Raw genomic sequence first — 21297 nt, forward strand, 5'->3', positions numbered from 1 at the left:
ATATTCATATTTTTTGTTATTCATAAATATCCTCTAAATCTGTTTCATGAAGTTCTTCCAAAAACACACCTATGTTCTTTACGGAATGTTTAAAAAATATCTTTCCCTTTTCTTTGTTGGCATGTTTAGGGTTGCCAACACCCGTATCCTCGGTTACTTTGGTCCATTTGCGTTGTGCCTTGACCCATCCTTGTTTAAGTCCTTTTAATTTAAAGGATTTGGCTGTTCCTGGTCCCGCTTCAGAAAGTGGTAAGACCAATTCAGGGTTCAAGTGCATCATTGCTGCGGTTTCTAATTCGCCAGCATGATCCCCAGGTTCCTTAAAATAAGCTTTGGAATCCAGACTGCCCCACCAATTTAGAGCACACACAAACACTTTAGGGAACTGTAAGCTTAACTCTCTGATAATCTGTTTAAAATCGTTTCCCCCGTGGCCATTTACAATAACTAATTTGTTTATCCCGTGCGTGTCCAATACCTGTACCGTATCCTTTAAAATAGCGTACTGGGTACTCGGATTCATGTTTATGCATAGTTTTACATCCATTTGCCCTGTGTTTACGCCAAATGGAATAGTTGGTAGGACCACCACCTTTGCTCCATTTTCCCAAGCCAATTTCGCACTTTCTACTGCTGCATTCTCAGACAAGATGTTGTCTGTGGCGTAAGGTAAATGGTAGTTGTGTGCTTCAGTAGCCCCCCAAGGTAATACCGCTACGGTGTATTCTATTTCCTTTACCGATTTCCAATTATTTTCTGCTAAAACGTAAGGTCTTATCTTATTCTTCATAGGTACTATTTTGCATTTCCAATTCCGTGTCAATCGAACGGGACCAAGTTAATAACCCTTCTAACAACTTTTGTTTATAATCTGGTAGTTGTTCAGAGAGATCCTTGCTTTCCTGAACATCCGTGGATAGGTCGTACAATTGATAAGACTTGCCATTATCCATAGATATAAGTTTATAATTTTGGTCTAAATAGGCCCATTGTTCGGCATTCAGCGTTTTTTCCTGGTTCAATCTAGAGGGAAGGGGGGACCTAAATCCAATGGGGCGTTCTCTTTGTGTTTTATCGCCCATTAAAATTGATAAGACATCTTCTCCGTCTATATGTGCCTGTCCTTTCCAATCTACACCGCTTATTTCCAATAAAGTAGGAAAGAAATCGCTCGTTACCATTGGTGTGTTTATTGAAGCAGGAGATTTAAATTTCGCAGGCCATTCTACAATGGAGGGTACTATTATTCCTCCTTCCAATAATTCCGACTTTTTTCCTCTATAAGGCCCCGCAGAGTTTAGATCGTGTACATAGGAAGGACCATTGTCACTACAGAACCAAATGATGGTATTTTCGCTGATACCCATTATTTTCAATTCCGCCCTTAACCGACCTATTTGATCGTCCATAGCGGATATTCCGCCATACCAATGCTGTTCTTCGGTGGTTAGGTCCTCGTATAGTTCTCGATGCTTATTACCTGCTACCACCGGGGTATGAACATTATGAAACCAAATTAGGGATAGGAAATTTTCTTGTGTTTCCGTTTTTTCTTTTATGAATTCCAATGCCTTGTCCATTACAAGTTCGGCATCGTCACCCCCTGGATTACTGTCTAAAAATTGACCAGGACCGGTCCAATAGACGTCCCTCCACTTATGTCCTCCAGTTTCTTGTCCTTGGCCTACAGCCTCCGTTTGAATCATTTTATAATCTTCTTCGCCATAGTTTCCTCCAACATGATAATATGGATTGTAAGTGGGCATCATGGATTCTGTAGAAAATGAGACATCAAAACCGTTTTCCCAAGGTGGGGAGTATGTAGTTATGGGGCCAGGGAAATAACTCTGTTTAAAACTCTTGCTCAATCCGCCCACATGCCATTTGCCAAAATGGCCAGTAGCATATCCCTTTGTTTTTAGCATTTCAGCGATGGTCACTTCATTTGGATGAATAAAGCCGTCTCCGGCCCAAGGTATCCTTACCCTATATGGATGTCTACCCGTAAGAGCACTGGCTCTTGTAGGGGAACATACCGGAGCAGCAGCATAAAACCTGTTCAATTTTAGACCTTCAGCTGCCATTTGATCTAAATGAGGTGTTTTTACCGTTTTATTGCCGTTGTAAGCGACATCGCCCCAACCTAAATCATCGGCCATTACCAATATGATATTTGGTAACTCCTCTGGTTGTTTAGGTTCATTTTCAGTTGCGGTTTTACAGGAATTGAACCCAAAAACCAATATAAATATGAAGGATGCTATTCGTAATATTTTCATCTTAAAACAACTCGTTTATGTTTACCTTTTCAAAGTACAGTTCTTTATTCCCTTCGTACAGAATTCCGATATGATTTTCATCTATTACGGTCATACAGGAATAGCCGTAGCAGGAATCCTCGTAAAGTTCCAATTGATTTTCTGTTGGCCACGTAAGTCCTTGATCAAAACTTGTTTTTATGGTCATGTTTGCCCTACGCTTTTCATTATTAGGGTTGAAAAAGAAAAGTAGCTTCCCCTTTTTTGAATGATCAAAACTGATCAAACTGGCCATACACACTGGTTCTATAAGGGCCTTTCGTGAAGAAACATGATCTTCCCAAGTTTGTCCTAAATCCTTTGTAATGGCAACTGCCCTGGAGCCTCCACGATTATCACGCATATTTAGCATTAAGCTTTCATCATCCAATTGCACCACCTGCGCTTCCGTAGTATTTGATCTCGCACCTGTGCCAATTTTCCACGTAAGTCCTGTATCTTTACTATAGATAATGGTGGAGTGTGGCATCCTATCCTTATCTTTAAATTGGGCAGGAAATACTAATGTTCCGTCCTTAAGGGTAATTCCTTTTCCAGGTCCTTGCAATAATAATTGCCATTCTGGCTTTTTTATTTGTGAGGTGATATTTATAGGGTCGGACCATGTAAGCCCGTCGTCTTCGCTTTTTACTAAAACAAACTGACTTGTTTCTTCAGGGGAAATCCCTGGTTTGGAGGCGTGCCAATTACGCTCTCCTGGATGTCCGTGAGCCCATACGGCTGCAACCCATATTGTTCCAGTATTTCTATCTACAAGAATTGAAGGGTCGCCAATGCCATTCTCGTTTTGTGGTTTACCTCCATATTCACCCATATCCATGATTACTTTCATAGGTTCCCAGGTAGTCCCGCCGTCCGTACTTCGGCTCATACCAACATCTGCGTCCGCCTGAAGATCGACACTGCCTTCGTAACGATTATCGTAAACTGTAATTAAAGTTCCGTTATTGGTAGTTGCCATGCCCGGAATTCGATACGTATCAACATTGTCCTGATTGTGCTGTCTTAATGCAACACCTATTCTTTGTGCGGTTTGGATGCCTGTAACAGTTGGTTTAAGGACTTGCCCATTGGACAAGGTGATAGAAACACTGTTTGCGCTAATTTTATTGGTCAAATTAACGCTATCCTTTAATGCCATTGACAACCAAAAATAATTGTCCCCTGCTTGCAAAGGTTGATGGCCATCAATTTGAACCTTGAAATTGATTTCGTCGCTACTTCCAAACTTGGTTCCCGTTTCAAATCGAGGTTCTTTAAATGATGAATATATGTCTATATTGGTGATGTTTTTCAAATCAGTTGTTCCTACCAAATTAAAATCCATAGAAGTAACAACAATGTCGGACACATTTTTTGGGATGGTCAATTTCATTTGGACAACCTTGTTCTTATCTTTTAAGGTAAGTACAGGAAGCACCGGTTGACTAGCTTCATAGGAAAAATCCGAAACCTCCAAATTCTTTTTTTCTCCACAAGCCAATAGAACTATTGCCATAATGGAATAGACCACAAATAAATTAACTTTGTTTTTCATGATTATAAATTTACTACTGTTCAATGATTTGATAATTAATTGTACTGTAATTACTCCTATTTGATGTAAGGGGCTACTATTTTTTTCCATTTCCGGTATCCCTTAATGTTCAAGTGCAATCCGTCTGCTGTGTATTTTGGTTTTAATGCTCCCTTGGAATTCCTGAATTTTTTATGAAGATCTATAAAAGCTACATTCATTTTTTTAGAAAGCGCTTTTAATTCCCAATTCACAGAGACGATCAATTCTTGATTTTTCTTATGTCCAGAAAATTTATCGCCCACAGCCGGATTTACCGGAAGGATACTTTGCAAAAATACTTTCGTGGTCTCCGATTCATTTTTTATTTCAAGCAATATTGATGTCACGTGGTCGATCACATACGATTCTGTCTTCCCCCTTGCAAGATCATTGGTCCCGATAAGCAGGAATATTTTGGTCGGTTGGGAGGAGGTAACTTCCGATAATCGATTAAGGATTCCCGCCGTTACATCTCCACTTATGCCTCTATTCAATACATTTTTATTAGGAAACATCGCTCCCCAATCACCACCTTCGGTAATACTGTTCCCTAAAAAGATTATTTCATCTTCGGTGTCGGGGGTCGCTTCAAATTGATTCTTACGTTGATAGTAATGGTCAGAATACTTTTGACAATTAGCCGAAAATACCATTGCGAAAAATCCAAAAAATATTATTAGCTTATATGTCAATTTTATTTTTTTTATCCTTTATATAATGCCAGCAGAATTAATCTACCATCCCTAAGTTTGAAAATGTTGATGCAGGGAACCCATGCTTATTAATTAAGTTTCCATTTGTATAGGAGCTATATCCGTACCTAACATATCTGGGATTCTTAATCTGTTCGCTCCAAATCCTTAATACGTTGTTATCAATTTGGGCTTCTGCTTTTACAAACACTTTATCCGTGCCGGCAATTTCAATATCTAGGACAGCCTTCCCGTCACTGGTCCGTAAGCCCTCCGTATGTGAAAAATGTACCTCCAGAACATTATTCCTCACATTCACAAAATCTAACATAGGTCCTGAGTACGGAACATTAATTCCATAGTTTTTTGCCAAGGCGATATTGGACAAACGCTTGCCCAAGATCCACTTTTCTTTGGGATGCACATCTGTAGGATGGCCCACATCCGAGGACACTGCCATTCCGGTATTGGGAATGGACAACAATCTCCGTTGAGAATCTCTAAAGATGCCCCAATTTGGTCTTTCAATGCTACTCAATTGGACAAAGTTAAAAGCAAGATCGGGGTTGTTCCAATGATTGCGCCAATCGGCAACTAGCATTTTAAACAATTTGGAATGTAATTCCTCCCGCTCCGCGTTTGATTCTCCTTGATACCAAAGCACTCCCTTTATGGGAAAATCTTTTATTGGATAAATACCCGCATCAAACAACATGGTTGGATCAAAGGGATGTCTGGCTTTAATTCCAAAGTCCTTCATGTTGCTTAAGTTTTTTGCTTTTCGCTCGGATACCCATGGTTGAACTAAGGGATTTAGGTGGGTGTCATTTAATAAACCAATGGTTTCATGGGTTGTCTCCATAGCTTCCCTACTTATCCAGCTTTGGGTCGTAGCCCCACCCACCGCATTGCACACTATACCTATGGGCACTTTCAATTCTTTTTGAAGGTTATAGGCAAAGGAATATGCAATAGCGGAAAAATTTTCCATTATTGAATCAGGGTTATTACTCCAACCGGATGACCTAAAATAATCCTTGGCATTACAATTTAACAACTCTTCTTTTGAAAAAGTATGGTTTGACGGGTGGGCTTTCCCATCCATTGAAAATAGAAAGATATTAGAATTTGTGGAGTCTTTTAAAATGGTAGATCCGTGTAGCTCCTTACTTAGCGTAAAATCCATGTTAGACTGTCCGGACGCCAGCCAGACTTCCCCTATATAGACTTTAGGTATACTTATTTCCCCCGATTTCTTGGACTTTATGGAAAGCTGATAAGGTCCGCCAGCTTCTTTTGCAGGATATGTTACCTTCCATTGACCGTGCTGCGATACTTTTGTTCGTAATGTCTCCCCATTAAAACGTACCGTTATATCGTCAAGAGCGTTAGCTGTACCATTAATTACCAAGGGAACATTTCTTTGGAATACCATATTCTCCCCATACAACAAGGGTAGTTTCAATCCACCGTAATTTCCGCTAATAAAATGATATATTTTATTGGCGATAATGGTAGCGCCTTCCTTTGCAGGATGAAGGTCGTCTGCATAGTATTCGGGGAAACGGTATAAGGGGTCTTGCAGATCGACAATAGGCACTCCCGCCTGCTTCCCTATAGTGTCGATTTTCGCTTGAATTTCCTGATAATTTTCCCGCATCCCTTCTTCAAACCAGTGATGACCAGAAAAAGAAGGAGACATTTTACAGATAATAACTTCAGGTGAAGAAGGAAGATTTCTATACTCTTGAATTAGGTCTAAATAATCAGAGATAAACTCTTCCTTATGCGCTGGCCAATTATTATTCCCTTGATCATTAAGACCAAGATGAATAACTACTAGATTGGGTTGAAAAGACTTGGACTCCTCAAATATAGGATTATCCCAATAGGGCTTATGACCCTGTTTTAGTGCCGTTGCCCCTGGATAACCAAAATTGGCAACTTCATAATCATTGCCCAATAATTCCTGCAATTGCTCAGGATAAGCATTTCGCTCCCTTTCCTCTACCCGTGTACCATAGGTAACACTATTTCCCACGCAGGCGACCTTTAACTTCTGACTCTGCATAGAAAAAGTAACTAGAAGAATAAGCAAATAAACAATTCTCAACATAATACCGTTAAAATAATTCATCTTCAATAAGGGGCGAACTCTAAACCAATCAGGAAATTTAAAGTTGTTATACTTTTCCTAAGTAACTCGTTACCTCCAACGCATCCAATTCAGTTTTGGCCTCCTCTATTTGAGCATCGGTAAGTGTAGTATGTGGAAATCTACTTGGCCCAAGATCTACGCCCAATGCTTTCATAAATGACTTTGCCGCGCCGTTAAATCCGCCTTTGGCATTTAACACATCAACAAATTTCATGGATTTTTGCTGAAGATCTGCGGCCAATTTATGATCGTTGTTATTAAAAGCCTCTACTATTGCCAGGTACAACGGAGCCAAGTGATTATAGGTACTCCCTACCCAACCATCTGCGCCAAAAGGCAGACTGGAAAGAAAAACTTCATCAAATCCAAATAGGATATTGGCGGAACCATTGTTAAATTCCTTGGAGTACTTATAGTCTATAAGATTATTATTGGTAAACTTAATACCTGCCAAGTTTGGAATCTGAGGGGTGGCCAGTTCCAGAAATTCGACCATATTGAAATTTGCCCCTGTCAATACAGGAATATGGTAATAGAAAAATGGGATATTAGGGGCACATGCTGCAATTTCCTTACAATACTCCACCAATTTATGGATATTGGACAGTCTAAAGTAATAAGGCGCTAGAGCAGCTATACCGTCTACCTTATCTGCAGCATGCCTGGCCAATTCCTTGGCCTCGTCTAGGCTGGTATGCCCCACATGATCAATTACAAATAGTTCGGACGTTTTATTCTCACCCCAAGCACTCGTAATCTGTTTCCTTTCGGCTATTGACAAAGAAGCAAAATCACCTGTGGATCCGTTTATAAATGCGCCTTTAACCCCATTTCCTTTTAAGAATTCCGCATACTTTGGAATTACCCCTAAATTTAGCGAAGTGTCCTGATGCATGGGTGCATAGGTCGCTGCTATAAGTCCTTTCATATTTATTAGCATTATGTATTACATAAAGCGAAAATAGTGTATTTATTAAGAATACGCAACAAAATATTTATAATTTTGTCAATCCTTTAGAAGGTGACCAATAAGGAACTTTGTCAGCGCCATATTTGGGAATGATTTATTGAGTTTTAGAATTTATTTATTATAGTATGTAGTTCATATTAATAATAACGACAATAAAGTTATTGTTATGTCAAAATTGATTTAAACCCATCAAAAGCTAATTTTTAACCTATACATTTTCGGATAGATTTGAATTACATTCATATAGACATTTAGGAGGAAGGAAACGTATTAATTTCTGGATATGACAAATTTCATCAGTACGGTTCAAAACGTTTTGTTCCCTAAATAAAAATAAATAACTTAACCTGTGTTATTTCATGTTGCGGTATGCTTTTATGATCTTGCTTGAGGGTCTTTAATTGTAGGAAATATTTGATTTATTTTGGCCATTTCAGAACTTCTCCTTATAATTGTATTATGTGCGACATAGAATTGCTGATTCAGAGGATTCTACACGCAAGCTTAAATTTTAATTTTGACGATGGAACTCAATAGAAGAAAGTTTATTAAATTATCTGCAGGTGCTGGATTGGCAGCTACTGTCTGGCCTCCTCTTGTTCAAAAAGCATTGGCAGTAGTAGCCCACAACGCTACTCAGTCTATCCATGATGTGGAACATATTGTCATTCTTATGCAAGAGAATCGTTCCTTTGATCATTATTTTGGAACTTTGAAAGGTGTACGTGGTTTTGGAGATCGCTTCCCGATTCCCTTGGAAAGTGGCCAACGAGCATTTTATCAATCAGACGGACAAAAAATTGTTCCACCCTATCGTGCGGACAGGAAATCCTCTAATGCAGCTCTGATTAAAGGCACCCCACATGATATAGCAGACATGCAGGCTGCATGGAATCAAGGAAAGTATGGTTTATGGCCCCTCTTCAAGACTCCTTTTTCCATGGCTTACTATACTAGGGAGGAAATACCCTTCCAATATGCACTTGCAGAAGCTTTTACAATTTCGGACGCCCATCATTGCTCTATTGCTACGGGTACTGATCCTAATCGGATCATGTTCTGGTCTGGATCTAATTTTGACCCTGAATTACGGGCCGCGGGTATAAACTGCACAGATAAAGATTCGGAACCTGTTAATCTTCGGTGTTGGATAAAGGGTACTATGCCCGATCCGGGATATACATATCAGGGGGATTCCTTTAAATGGGCTACTATTCCGGATGTTCTGGAAAAAGAAGGAGTCAGTTGGCGCATTTATCAAGATCCAAATAATAATTGGACAGGAGCTATGCATGGCGGACTAGCATTTGAGAGTTTCCGAACTGCCAAACCTGGAACCTCAATATACGAGAACGGTATGCGGCATTGGTCTATGCAAGATTTGAAGGATGATGTGAAAAATAATACACTTCCCCAAGTAACTTGGATATTACCTTCAAAGGACGATTCTGAGCATCCAGGTGCCCCATCCAGTCCATATCGTGGTGCCGATTTTACACAGAAGGTTTTGGATGCGCTCACATCCAATCCCGAGGTTTGGAGTAAGACCGTATTCTTTTTGACCTTTGATGAGAACGATGGCCTTTTTGATCACGTCCCTGCGCCGGCAGTTCCGTCGTATAATTTGGACAATACTTTGGCGGGAAAGTCAACTCTAGATTTGGCGGGTATGTATTTTCACAATGATAAAGATCCTTTCGACTTTTCTTCAGAATCCCAAAAAGGCTTTAAAAACAAAATCAAATATCATGATCCCCGTGATACAATTTCCGGTAATATACGTCCATGGGGACTAGGCCCGCGGGTGCCGTTGTATATAATTTCACCATGGACCAGGGGTGGATGGGTGGATTCCCAAGTAGCCGATCATACTTCTGTGGGGCAGTTCCTTGAAAAGCGCTTTGGGATAGAGATTCCAGCGATTAGCCCATGGCACCGATCTATCTGTAGTGATTTGGTTTCAGCCTTTGACTTTGTGAAACCAAACGACCCCGTATTTCCTGCACTGCCTGAAACAGCCAATTTTGCAACTTTGGATGCGGCCTCAAAAAAATTACCTATCGCTGCTCCGCCACCAGTACCATCACCCCTTTATCAGGAAAGAGGAACCCGGTATTCGAGGGCACTTCCCTATCGGCTGAACGTACGACTAAACAAGCTGCTAAAGAGTCAGGAAATTAAGTTGGTTTTTGAAAATGAAGGTGATGCAGGAGTGGTATACCATGTCTATGACCTAAAACATTTAGACCGAATTCCTATGCGCTATACGGTAGAGTCGGGTAAATCGCTGGACGACATCTGGGACGTAACACAGGATAAGGGAAACTATGATCTTGAGGTTTATGGTCCTAATGGATACTTCCATAAATTTATGGGAAATATAAATAATTCGGGAGAACCTCAAATCTCTTTGAAGTATGATAATAGAAGGGGTGGGATTATAGTTAACTTATATAACCCGGATAATTTCACGATTTTGGCCATGATAACTTCAAATGCTTACAATTATGGAGGGCCATGGCCATTCAGAATAGCACAAGGGAAAACAAAGAAGAAGAGCTGGCTGTTAAAAGACAGTGGCAATTGGTACGATTTTTCGGTAACTACGGAGAAAGGATATTTACACAGATTTGCGGGTAGGGTAGAAACCGGCTTAGACAGTGTTAGTGATCCGGCTATGGCGACGGAAATTTAACTGGTACGTTAATTGTCAATAGAATATTTATTTTGGATTAAATTTGACAAGTTTGATTAATTTGCTATTCTAGCGATATACAGAATTTGTTTTTTTAGATTATTAATCTAGTCTCGCTTTCTTACGGTAATTAAGTGGTGAAATCCCGTTGGATTTTAAAAATTGTTTGTAAAAATTTGATTTACTCTGATAACCACAATTATAGGCTATTTCAGAAATATCCTTATTTGATTCAATAATCATTTTTTTCGCTTCGTCAATCCTTATTTCATTTACAAACTCGGAAAAAGTTCGATTCATTTTAGATTTAAAATAATTGCAAAATGCCGAAACCGTAAGATTGCCAATTTCTTTTGCTACATAATCTAGGTTAATTTCTGTTGAATAGTTCAGTGCTACAAACTGACAAATGGCATTGATTCTGTTACAGTCTTTATTGTTGAAATTAGCAGTATATCCCTCTATGTTTAGAAATTCCTTCTCGTTGGTTTTTTGTATTTGGTCTAAAATTGTAAGTAGGGAGAGGACTCTTTCAAAGGTATTTAACTCAAAAAGTTCATCTATCTTTTTGGCAATTTGTTTTTGTGACTTTCCCATTATTAAGACACCTCGTTGGGCGTCTTTCATCAATTGATCTAAATGGGTAAATCCAGTTTTATTGAAAAATGTTTGACCAAGAAAATTCTCGTCGAACTGAATAACGATTGCACTTCTTTTCCCTTTGCTGTCTGGGGAGTCGAACCAAGAGTGAGGTGTGTTTTTACCTAATAGAACCAGATCACCGGCTTGGTAACTACTAATATTATTACCCACAAATCGTCTGCCGTTGCTCTCCAGAATATAGGTAAGCTCTATCTCTGGGTGAAAATGATATGGCGCATCAAAACGTGGTAATTCTAATTTGTTTAATAAAAAAGGGGTCTCATGGGATGGAGTCAATTTCTGAAATACAGGCTTCATAGTATATGGAAAATTCTATTTTAAGCAAAGGGAATAAACGTCCAGTTAATTTTGATTATTCAAAGACGGACTATATAGTCATCAAATTTATCGCAAATTTTCGAATTAAACCATGAGATTAGCAATATAGTTGAATAATTGCTCAATGTAGGAAACCAAATACAGAGGGCTATTTAAGATCTTTGACCGAATAATTTGAATAAATAACAGTAATGAAAAAGTTTGACAATAGTTCGTATTTGGGGTATAAGGGGCTGCCTCCTTTTGCCGATTTATTAAGTGTCGAAGATGCCTTGGAGAAAGGGCAAACTACTGAAGAAAGTGTTGATCAGTTAAAAAGATATCACTGGGCCTTAAAACGATTATCGCGTATTTTCACGAATAGAATTACCGCTATGCCAATTTATGAATTGAAAATGGCCTTTGGACTTCATGCCCATTTATGTGCAGAGCATGTTAATTCTGTCCATGAAAGGGTACGTGAAATGAGAGAGCCTCCATATGGGCTGGATTCTACTCCAGATGAATACCTTGATTTGTTATTAGATGAAATCCAATGCGCACCATCAACCGAAGCTTTGGTTTTAGGTCTGTATGAGAAGGTTATCCCTGCATTGGTTAGAGGACTTGAAAATAGTTTAGAACAAATTAATAAACTTTTTGAACACCCAACTTATAGGGTTCTGAGGTTTGCTTTATTGGAAATTATGGACATTCAAAATTATGGTAAAAAGACATTGGAGAGTTTGATAAAAGAAACACACAAGAATGAATTATTACCTTGGTTGATTTTCTTAGACCAATGTTTAGAAGCAAGTGGAGATCTAGATGGAACAAAGACTAGAGTAAATCATGAGTTATCACCCTATTTCTCGAAAACTCCTTATAAATACGACCCTATACCACAGCGCGATGAACGGTTCATTGATAAATACAACATGGGGGTCAATGCAGAAGCATTTTTATTAGATACAGAGCAACCACATTTCCCTAAGCTAATAATGCTGTATTTTAAAAGGTTACGCGAGATAGATGTGCCGGAAATGATGGCAAGTATAATAGAAGAAACCAAAGATAAACCATGGAGCTATTACAAAGATATGATTCGCCAGTTATGGGATGAATCTAGACACGCCATGATGGGGGAACTTGGTTTTATATCTTTGGGAATCGATTGGACCAAAATTCCCATTACCTGGAATTGGTCCTATCAATTAAATACCAAATGTACTCCTAAAGAGCGTCATGCCATTTTGTTCTTTATAGAACAAGGATTGATGCCTGCTAAAACAGGAAAACAATATGAATGGGAAGTTGCGTTGGCAACGGAAAATCAGTTGGCAAAATTGATTCAAGATTACGACTGGGCAGATGAAGTGTTACATGCCAAAATAGGAAGGGAATGGATTGTACCCGAAATAGGGGGGCAAAAACAAACCATGGAATTCGGTAGCTGTGCCTGGGACAAGGCTTATGAAGATTGGGGGAAATGGAAGGAGGAGGGCCTGACAGAGCACCAAAATTGGTGGCCAAAAGTATACTCGGATACCTGTGGAAAAATGGGTGTTGTACCTGACCCAAAAGTTTTAGCATATAATGTGAGTTATGAAGATGCCCGTGCAGATCAAAAAATGCTTAAAAAATACTAGGTCCAATGCTTAAAAAATATAAATTATTTAAAAAGGTTCAGGAGAGCGAACTTGTCTCCTCATTGTACTTATGTTCGGAAAACAATGAGTCCTTAGCCCCTTTTAAACCTGGGCAACATCTCTTGTTTAAAATTAAACCAGAAGGACAAGGACACTATATTCAACGGTTTTACAGCTTTTCTGAAGCACCTGGAAAAGATTACTATAGAATATCCGTAAAAAAGGAATTGACTCTCGATAATTCGGAAAAGATACCTTCAGGTAAGGCCTCAACCTTACTTCATGAGTACATTCAGGAAGGAGATATCTTGGAAGCTAAAGGTCCTATGGGCGATTTTTTCTTAAATTCCAATGAGCAAACTCCAATTGTGCTTGTTGCAGGCGGTATTGGGATTACTCCATTGCTCAGTATGGTCAATGCCATAGTGGAATCTGAAAGCAATCAGAATGTCATATTTTTTTTGGGCGTCACTAATAGTACCGATCATATCTTTAAGGCCCATTTAGAAAACCTAAATAAAGAAAACAATAATATTCAGATCTTTATTTGTTATTCCAATCCCTTGCGCTCGGATAAATTGGGGTTGGATTATGATTATTTTGGTTTTGTCGACTATGATTATATGAAAAGTAAACTTAGCCATGGCTCCTATGATTTTTATGTCTGTGGTCCTCCTATGATGATGAACTATATAACTGGATCATTGCGTTTGGAAGGGGTATCCGATAATCGTATTTATACGGAATCGTTTGGTCCAGCAAGCGTAGCCTATTCTGTTATGTCGGATGAGGGCTCTAAAGAGGAATCAACAGCCGTTACATTTAGTGTCTCGGGGAAAACAGTGGAGTGGGCTCCAGAATATAACTCGATTGTAGAACTAGCCGAGGCCCATGATATTAATATTGATGTTGGTTGTCTCTTCGGGGATTGTGGTACATGTTTAACCGAAATAGTTGCTGGGGAGGTAAACTATAATCATGCAACTATGATTCAGCCAGACCCTGGTACATGCTTGCCCTGTAGTTGCAAACCCAAAGGGGCATTGGAATTGAAAATTTAAATAACCTCAAATGAAAGAGTTAATAAACCAGTATAAAAATGGATTGCTCGAAGAAGTTATTCCGTTCTGGTCCAGATATTCGTTAGACAAAGTTCATGGTGGCTATTTAACATCATTAGATCGTAAAGGAAATGTATTTGATACCGATAAATATGCCTGGCCCATAGGTAGGCAAGTCTGGACCTACAGCAAACTGTACAACGAAGTTGAAAAAAAACCTGAATGGTTGGCAATAGCCAAGTTGGGAGCTGAGTTTTTAGTAGAAAATGGCATGGACGAGGATGGAAAATTTTATTTTTCCTTTGATCAACAAGGTAACGCCTTGAAAAAACCATCCAACATCTATTCTGATTGCTTTGCCGCTTTGGGTTTTTCTCAATATTACAAAGCATCTAGAAATGCCAAGTATAAAACTTTGGCTAGAGAGGTTTATGACCGGATTGAAAAAAGATGGAGTAACCCAAAACATGTTTTTAATAAGGAAACAGGTTTCCGTCCGATGAACTGTATGGGGAAACTTATGCTGGACGCTAATATGGCACTGGAAATGGAAGGTGTTTTGGATGATGAAACGATCGTCAGTTTAAAAAGCAATAGTATCCATAAGTTGCTAACGCATCATTATGATGAAACATTAGAATTATTTTTTGAAAATGTGGCACCAGATGGGAGTCATCCGGATACAGTAGATGGAAGATTGATCGTACCAGGTCATGCTGTCGAATCCATGTGGATGGTCATGGATTTGGCAGCTCAAACAAATGATATTAATACCATTGAAAAAGCTACAGATATTACCATTAAAATGCTATCCTACAGCTGGGATGATCAGTTTGGAGGTATCTACTATTTTATGGACTGGAAAAACAAGCCTATGCAATGGAAATTGGATTGGGACCAAAAATTGTGGTGGGTCCATAACGAAGCCCTTATTGCTTTATTGAAAGCGTTTCACCACACAAAAAGAGCCGATGTGTGGTCCTGGTTTGAAAAAGTACATACTTACACTTGGAAATATTTTCCGGATCCAGAATTTGGGGAATGGTATGGTTATTTAAATAGGAGGGGTGAGGTGTTATTGGACTTGAAAGGGAGTTTTAAAGGTTGCTACCACTTGCCTAGGTCTCTATATGAATGCTGGAAAACATTAGAAAAAATAGAACATGACTATGATAAAAGCTAAAGCTATAATTGCTAACGGCAAAGGAACATTTTCCTTGGAGGATATTGAAGTTGGACTGCCGCAAAATGATGAAGTCCTTGTGGAGATAAAAGCTGCAGGAGTATGCCATACTGATTACGATTCTTATACCAAATGGGGACAACAAATGATCATGGGACACGAAGGTGCCGGAGTTGTTTTGGCTGTTGGAAATAATGTAAAAACCACCAAACCTGGAGATCAGGTGATTTTAAACTGGGCGATTCCTTGTGGGAGTTGTTTTCAATGTAAGAATGGAAGTGAAAGTATTTGCGAGTTACAGTCTCCAGTTACAGGACAAGGTAAACCTAATATGGGGCACGTGTCTTTAGAAAGTACCCTTTATAAAAACAAGGGGGTTCAGCGTTCTTTTAACTTAGGTACAATGTCCACCCACACCATTGTTAAAGAGGCTGCCGTGTTTCCAACACCTAATATAATCCCTTTAGAGGTAGCTAGTATAATGGGCTGTGGTGTGATGACCGGTGTTGGTTCTGTCATAAATGTAGCCAAAGTCACAAAGGGTTCAACTGTTGTGGTCTTGGGAACTGGGGGTGTAGGCTTAAATGTAATTCAAGGAGCACGAATATCTGGAGCGGCGAAGATTATTGCAATTGATATTAATGAGGAGCGGTTGAAAATGAGTACAGCTTACGGTGCCACTCATACTATTATAGCCGAAAAAATGGATGTTGGATTGTTGAATTCGGCCATTCAGGTGAAGAAGCTAACTGAAAATAGGGGAGCGGACTATTCCTTTGAATGTACTGGTGTGCCGTCTTTGGGTGCTGCACCATTAGCTATGATTCGAAATGGAGGCATGGCTGTACAGGTAAGTGGGATCGAAGAGGAAATTAAATTTGATATGAACTTGTTTGAGTGGGATAAAATCTATATTAATCCGTTATATGGTAAATGCAGACCTAATAGAGATTTTCCTATGCTTTTGGATTATTATAAAAAGGGATCGTTGTTGCTGGATAAAATGATAACACAAACCTATACTCCTAATAATTTAGAAAATGCTTTTAGTGATATGCTTTCAGGTAAAAATGCCAAGGGTGTAATTTTATTTTAGTGAAAAATATACCATATGATTATTAGAGAAATAAGTGTTTCCGATCCTAAACACGAGGTTGAGAACTTAAGGTATTTAACGGTTCAAAGTTCTTATCTAAAAGGGAGGGCAGATATCACTGTCTTTGTTCCACCAGGAAATGAGCAGATTTCGGATTTGCCAGTAGCAATATTACTACATGGGGTATATGCTAGCCATTGGGCATGGACTAGACATATGAATGTCCATAATATAGCCCTTGATCTTATCGTGAAAAAAGTGTTGCCACCTATGGTCCTTGTAATGCCCTCTGATGGTTTATGGGGGGAAGGGAGTGGTTATCTTGCTCATTCTGGTTTTGATTTTGAAAAATGGATAGCCGAGGACGTCATAGAAGCTGTAAGGCGGGTAATAGGGCAAGTTGGCGATAAATCTAAATGGTTTATGGCCGGACTGTCGATGGGTGGCTATGGAGCCTTGCGTATTGGTGCAAAATATCCTTATGTTTTTACTGCCTTTTCTGGCCATTCTTCAATTACAAATTTTGAAGGATTGGAATTGTTTGTTGACGATGTGAATCCTTATCGCAAGAATAATGGGGATGAGTCTGTAATAGGCTGCTTACTAAAAAATAAGGATAAGCTGCTTTCTTTTCGCTTTGACTGTGGGGTTGATGATCCCTTAATAGCGCATAATAGAAAGTTACATAATGGTTTAGAGGACCATGGTATAAAACATATTTATGAAGAGTTTAAAGGAGGGCATACCACGCAATATTGGAAAGAACATATTGTTAGGTCATTGAAGTTTTTTGCATCTCGATTATAATTACACAGGCTAATTTATTAGGGTGTATAATAGAATCGAATTTATTTGTAATACAGAAATATTTTATTATTTTTATATGTTAAACATAATACATTTATACTGTGATTAGTAAATTCATGACACTTGCTGCACTTTCACTAATGCTTGGTGCATGTAAAAATAGAATTGAGCCAAAAGAAGAAAGGCCCAACATTATAGTTATTATGGCAGATGATATGGGTTTTTCGGATTTAAGTTCTTATGGTGGAGAGATCGAGACCCCGAATATTGATGATTTGGGAAATAACGGGTTAAAGTTTACGCAATTTTATAATGCTGGGAGATGTGTGCCTAGTAGGGCAAGTTTGCTAACAGGGCTATATGCTCATAAAACTGGGCTAGGGTATATGACAGCCCAAGATTATGGGAAACCGGGTTACCGTGCTGATCTTAACAACGAATGCGTAACTATCGCCGAGGTATTAAAACAGGCTGGTTATGGTACTTATATGGTTGGTAAATGGCATTTAAATCATAACTTTAAACCAGAGGAATCCAAGCATAACTGGCCTCTTCAAAGAGGCTTCGATCAATTTTATGGGACACTTATTGCCGCAGGGAGCTATTGGGATCCTTTAACTTTGGTGGAAGGGAATTCCTATGTGGAGCCCTATGATGATTTCTATTATACTGAAGCCATAACTAAAAAATCTATAGAATATATCAGTACTCATGATACTGGTAAGCCTTTTTTTCTTTACATGGCCTATACCGCCCCCCATTGGCCGTTACATGCACGAAAGCAAGCTATTGCAAAGCATAAAGGGAAATTTGAAAAAGGCTGGGATAAACTAAGACAAGATCGTTATAAAAATTTAGTAAACCAAGGTATCATCGATCCTTCATGGGAACTTCCAGAGATTGATGAACAAAATGTGGCTTGGGACAAAGCGGAGCATAAACTTTGGGAACAATCTAGGATGGAAGCCTATGCGGGTACCATCGAGCATTTAGACCAAGGGGTGGGGGAATTGGTAGCTGCTCTAAAAAATCAAGGTAAATTAGATAATACTATAATATTTTTCCTTTCGGATAATGGAGGTGATAAAACGGAGCATATCAATGGGATGATCGGGAATTCTGGTAAGCCATGGAGTATAATGAATTATGTTCCCTTATACACAAAAGAAGGTGATATTATTGTGTCCGGTGATTATCCTGGTGTTGCCTTGGGGCCTGAAAATACTTATGGGGGATATGGTTTAAAGTGGGCTAATCTAAGTAATACACCGTTTAAAAAATTTAAAACCTACATGCATGAGGGAGGTATTGCCACACCTTTCATTGTGCATTGGCCAAAAGGAATCCGTACTAAAAACGAATTAAGAAAACAGCCAGCACATATTATAGATATCATGGCAACAAGTTTGGAATTGGCTGAAACAGACTATCCGACATCGTTCAATAATAACGAGGTTAAACCTTTGGATGGTAAAAGTTTACTTCCGATTATCTATAAAGATGAAAAGATAAGGGATACATTATTTTGGGAGCATCAAGGCAACAAAGCGGTCAGATTGGGGGATTGGAAGTTAGTCTCTATTTTGGAAAGAGGGGAATGGGAACTATATAACCTAAAGGATGACAGAACAGAAATAAACGATCTAGCTAATACCTTTCCAGAAAAAGTGAAAAAAATGGAATCTATTTATAATACGTGGGCATTAAAATCCAATGTTTTGCCATGGGAAGAATTGGAGATACAGGTAGTAGCTGGGGACAAAAGTCCACTGACCAGGACTAGGGAAGAAGCAGATGAAGCACATAAGGAAGTTCAGAAGTATTTGAAATCCATAGAGAAATAATGGGTTAATAAGTTGGTTTGTTTTCTTTTTGAATATACCTCCATTGGCAAACTAAAAAAGTTCAAATACTTATATTAAGGTAAATCTTAAGTTTTTGTTCATAATCAAGGCATCAGTGATTAGCCAATAGTATTCTACACTATTAGTATACATTGTATTCTTTAGGTATATCTGGCACCCGTTAAAGGGATATTGTGAAGCATGAAAAGTCTGGTAGTGGAACTAAAAACAAAATAAATTCCAATCAGGCGGTCTCCGTTTGAAATTTCCTCTTGAAGAAAAGTGTGCTTCGTGGCATTCCGGGAAGGGCTAATGAAACGGAAAGATGAGAATGCGAACTGTGTCCATGACTTTTGTAGTGAAGCTCTTTGCCCGTAATGGAGTGTTACGCAATGAAGTGACAATGTACTGATCGGGGTAGTATCCTCGATTTTATTATTTTATGGGAATTTGTATGGCTGTTTTAATGATTAGATTTTTATGTTTAATTCGGTGCCTCATTGCACTCTCAGTAATACTTTAACACTAATCCCTCCTAAAGTAGAAGAGCACTTGCTGCATCTAGTACAGAACTATCCATATCCTTTAAATATGCTTGTGTAACTGCTAAATTTTGATGGCCAAGTGATTCACTTATGATATCGGTTGCTACCCCTTTTTGTTTAAGGCAATTGGCAAAACTATGTCGGGCAACATAACTTGTCAAAGGTTTATCAATTTTACAATGAAATGCAATTTCCTTTAAATCCCCATTGAACTTTTTAAGTATTTTGTTTTTCCGGTTTTCGACTTGACTAGGGGAAAGGTTGTCACTTAACAGTATTGGGAATACATATTTCGTACCTATGGTGTTTTTTCTATAGTGATTTAGGATTTTCTCTATTGGCGGAAGAATTTTAATTTGGAAATTGCCCTTTGTTTTTGAACGGACATAATGGATATGGTCATTTTTCACATTGTCCCATGTTAGTTTCATAATATCGGCAAAGTTCATTCCCCGGGTGTAAAAGCTGAAGACAAAATAATTATGACTATCGAACAGTTCAGGATATTGGTCAATATTCAAATCAATTATAGTTTTTATTTCTTCAATACTTAAGGCTTTCTTAGCTCCTTTACCTTTTAATTTGGAAATTTTATATTTATTGAAAGGATAATTATCACCTGCAACTAAATCCCTTTGAATAGCTGTATTGTAAAGTGTTCTTAGCGCCCGCATCTTAACACTAATTCCTCCGTCGGTACCACCACGGGATCTTAAATCTGCTTCATATTTGGAAAGCAGTGAGACATTTAATTCCTCAAAGGATAAACGTTTCTTTTTTATGAAATTTCTAAAAGATGTAAAACTGTTTCTGTGCATTCGCGCGTTCCCCGTTCTTCCAGCAGTAATCAGTTCAGATATTAATTCTTGCCAGAATTCAAGAAGATCTTTGCTTAAGGGATTCATGGACACTCTATAAGCTTTCTCAAAATCCAACAAAGTAAAGTTGTCATTTTTGAGTTTTAACTGTGAATATATGTCGAGAGCACGGTCTTTAAACTTTAAAAGCAGTCGATTACTTTGAATATGCCTTTCACTATTTTTGAATTGGCCAGAATTATAATCCCAATCGTTTTCGTGGCAGTTAAAAATGGTTTTGAAATATTTTGATTTACGGTTTATAGTTATCCTAAGGTAAACTGGATAAGTACCATTCACTTTCGCTTTTTTTCTCAAAACTATTTGTATACTAGCCATAATTCTCACTAATTAGGTACAACAATTAAACAAAATGAGTACAAGGTTGTAATGGTATAGGTGCAAAAGGAGGTACAACATGGGTACAACAATTGTCCTTTAAAGATACATTAAATGCTGATTAATGAAAAACATTAAATCATAAATAACTGATATTCAACCAAATGAAGATAAATGTTGTTAAAGGAAAACTTATTTTGCCTTTCTTCTAAACAGGCGGTCGAAGGTTCGAATCCTTCTGCCATCACTACAATAAAAACAGGAGGTCGTCTAAAAACTATTTAGGCGACCTTTTATTTTTTGGTTTTTCTGATATTATTTTGAACTTGGTTTGTTAATTAGGTGATTAGTGGCCAGTTAAAATGAGTCAAAGCGATTCTTACATCGCTAAACTCACTTTTTTAAGGTTGTGCGCCATTGCAATTAGACCTATTTCTGTTTCTACTTTATCCAGACCTCTTAACATAAACCTTCTAAAGTCCATATTGTGTTTTATGTTGCCAAATACTGCCTCCACATCCCAACATCTTTGTTTTCTGTGAGCAATACCTTCTGGACTTAGTAA

General features: G+C 38.4%; 16 protein-coding genes. 7 read left to right on the forward strand and 9 right to left on the reverse strand.

What is annotated here, in order from left to right; all coding sequences use genetic code 11:
• Window positions 1–16: 16 nt before the first annotated feature.
• The 6 genes from G466_RS0109065 to G466_RS0109090 form a co-directional block, all read right to left on the reverse strand.
• Window positions 17–790, reverse strand: a complete 774-nt coding sequence (locus tag G466_RS0109065) for a creatininase family protein (protein ID WP_189356668.1) — start codon at window positions 788–790, stop codon at window positions 17–19.
• Window positions 780–2279, reverse strand: coding sequence for a sulfatase-like hydrolase/transferase (locus tag G466_RS0109070; RefSeq protein WP_084418785.1), 1500 nt, complete (start codon window positions 2277–2279; stop codon window positions 780–782). The genes G466_RS0109065 and G466_RS0109070 overlap by 11 nt, the downstream gene beginning before the upstream one ends.
• 1 nt (window position 2280) lies before the next feature.
• Window positions 2281–3855, reverse strand: coding sequence for a sialidase family protein (locus G466_RS0109075; protein WP_034235147.1), 1575 nt, complete (start codon window positions 3853–3855; stop codon window positions 2281–2283).
• Window positions 3856–3911: 56 nt separating this feature from the next.
• Window positions 3912–4568 (reverse strand): GDSL-type esterase/lipase family protein, encoded by a 657-nt coding sequence (locus G466_RS0109080; RefSeq protein WP_157373846.1) that lies wholly within the window; start codon window positions 4566–4568, stop codon window positions 3912–3914.
• Window positions 4569–4605: 37 nt separating this feature from the next.
• Window positions 4606–6639, reverse strand: a complete 2034-nt coding sequence (locus G466_RS0109085; RefSeq protein WP_169720747.1) for a GDSL-type esterase/lipase family protein — start codon at window positions 6637–6639, stop codon at window positions 4606–4608.
• A gap of 112 nt (window positions 6640–6751) precedes the next feature.
• Window positions 6752–7654: a dihydrodipicolinate synthase family protein gene (locus G466_RS0109090; RefSeq protein WP_034235122.1), complete on the reverse strand. Its 903-nt coding sequence runs from the start codon at window positions 7652–7654 to the stop codon at window positions 6752–6754.
• A 565-nt stretch (window positions 7655–8219) separates the two neighbouring features.
• Here G466_RS0109090 and G466_RS0109095 point away from each other — a divergent pair.
• Window positions 8220–10391 (forward strand): phosphocholine-specific phospholipase C, encoded by a 2172-nt coding sequence (locus G466_RS0109095; RefSeq protein ID WP_026813378.1) that lies wholly within the window; start codon window positions 8220–8222, stop codon window positions 10389–10391.
• A gap of 102 nt (window positions 10392–10493) precedes the next feature.
• On the opposite strand, the gene G466_RS0109100 is transcribed toward G466_RS0109095, so the two are convergent.
• A complete protein-coding gene (locus G466_RS0109100) occupies window positions 10494–11351 on the reverse strand; it encodes an AraC family transcriptional regulator (protein WP_026813379.1) in 858 nt (285 codons plus the stop codon).
• A 212-nt stretch (window positions 11352–11563) separates the two neighbouring features.
• On the opposite strand from G466_RS0109100, the gene G466_RS0109105 reads away from it, so the two are divergent.
• The 6 genes from G466_RS0109105 (at window position 11564) to G466_RS21710 (ending at window position 18991) form a co-directional block, all read left to right on the forward strand.
• Window positions 11564–13000 (forward strand): hypothetical protein, encoded by a 1437-nt coding sequence (locus G466_RS0109105; protein WP_026813380.1) that lies wholly within the window; start codon window positions 11564–11566, stop codon window positions 12998–13000.
• A 5-nt stretch (window positions 13001–13005) separates the two neighbouring features.
• Entirely contained in the window at window positions 13006–14061 is a 1056-nt protein-coding gene (locus G466_RS21705; protein WP_051315587.1) for a 2Fe-2S iron-sulfur cluster-binding protein, read from the forward strand.
• A 10-nt stretch (window positions 14062–14071) separates the two neighbouring features.
• The gene (locus G466_RS0109115; protein WP_026813381.1) at window positions 14072–15244 is read left to right on the forward strand and encodes an AGE family epimerase/isomerase; all 1173 of its coding nucleotides are present in this window, start codon (window positions 14072–14074) and stop codon (window positions 15242–15244) included.
• Complete coding sequence (locus tag G466_RS0109120; RefSeq protein ID WP_189356666.1) at window positions 15231–16340, forward strand: alcohol dehydrogenase catalytic domain-containing protein; 1110 nt, start codon at window positions 15231–15233, stop codon at window positions 16338–16340. Before G466_RS0109115 ends, G466_RS0109120 begins: the two co-directional genes overlap by 14 nt.
• Window positions 16341–16355: 15 nt before the next feature.
• Window positions 16356–17147, forward strand: coding sequence for an alpha/beta hydrolase (locus tag G466_RS0109125; RefSeq protein ID WP_034235126.1), 792 nt, complete (start codon window positions 16356–16358; stop codon window positions 17145–17147).
• Window positions 17148–17248: 101 nt separating this feature from the next.
• Window positions 17249–18991, forward strand: coding sequence for an arylsulfatase (locus G466_RS21710; RefSeq protein WP_084418787.1), 1743 nt, complete (start codon window positions 17249–17251; stop codon window positions 18989–18991).
• Window positions 18992–19526: 535 nt separating this feature from the next.
• On the opposite strand, the gene G466_RS0109135 is transcribed toward G466_RS21710, so the two are convergent.
• Window positions 19527–20732 carry a site-specific integrase gene (locus G466_RS0109135; protein ID WP_026813384.1) on the reverse strand — a complete coding sequence of 402 codons (1206 nt, stop codon included), beginning with the start codon at window positions 20730–20732 and terminating at the stop codon, window positions 19527–19529.
• A gap of 379 nt (window positions 20733–21111) precedes the next feature.
• On the reverse strand, window positions 21112–21297 hold a 186-nt coding region (locus G466_RS0109140), incomplete at its 5' end, for a transposase (protein WP_026813385.1).

The sequence above is a fragment of the Arenibacter certesii DSM 19833 genome (assembly GCF_000429545.1).
In the GTDB taxonomy this organism is placed as follows: domain Bacteria; phylum Bacteroidota; class Bacteroidia; order Flavobacteriales; family Flavobacteriaceae; genus Arenibacter; species Arenibacter certesii.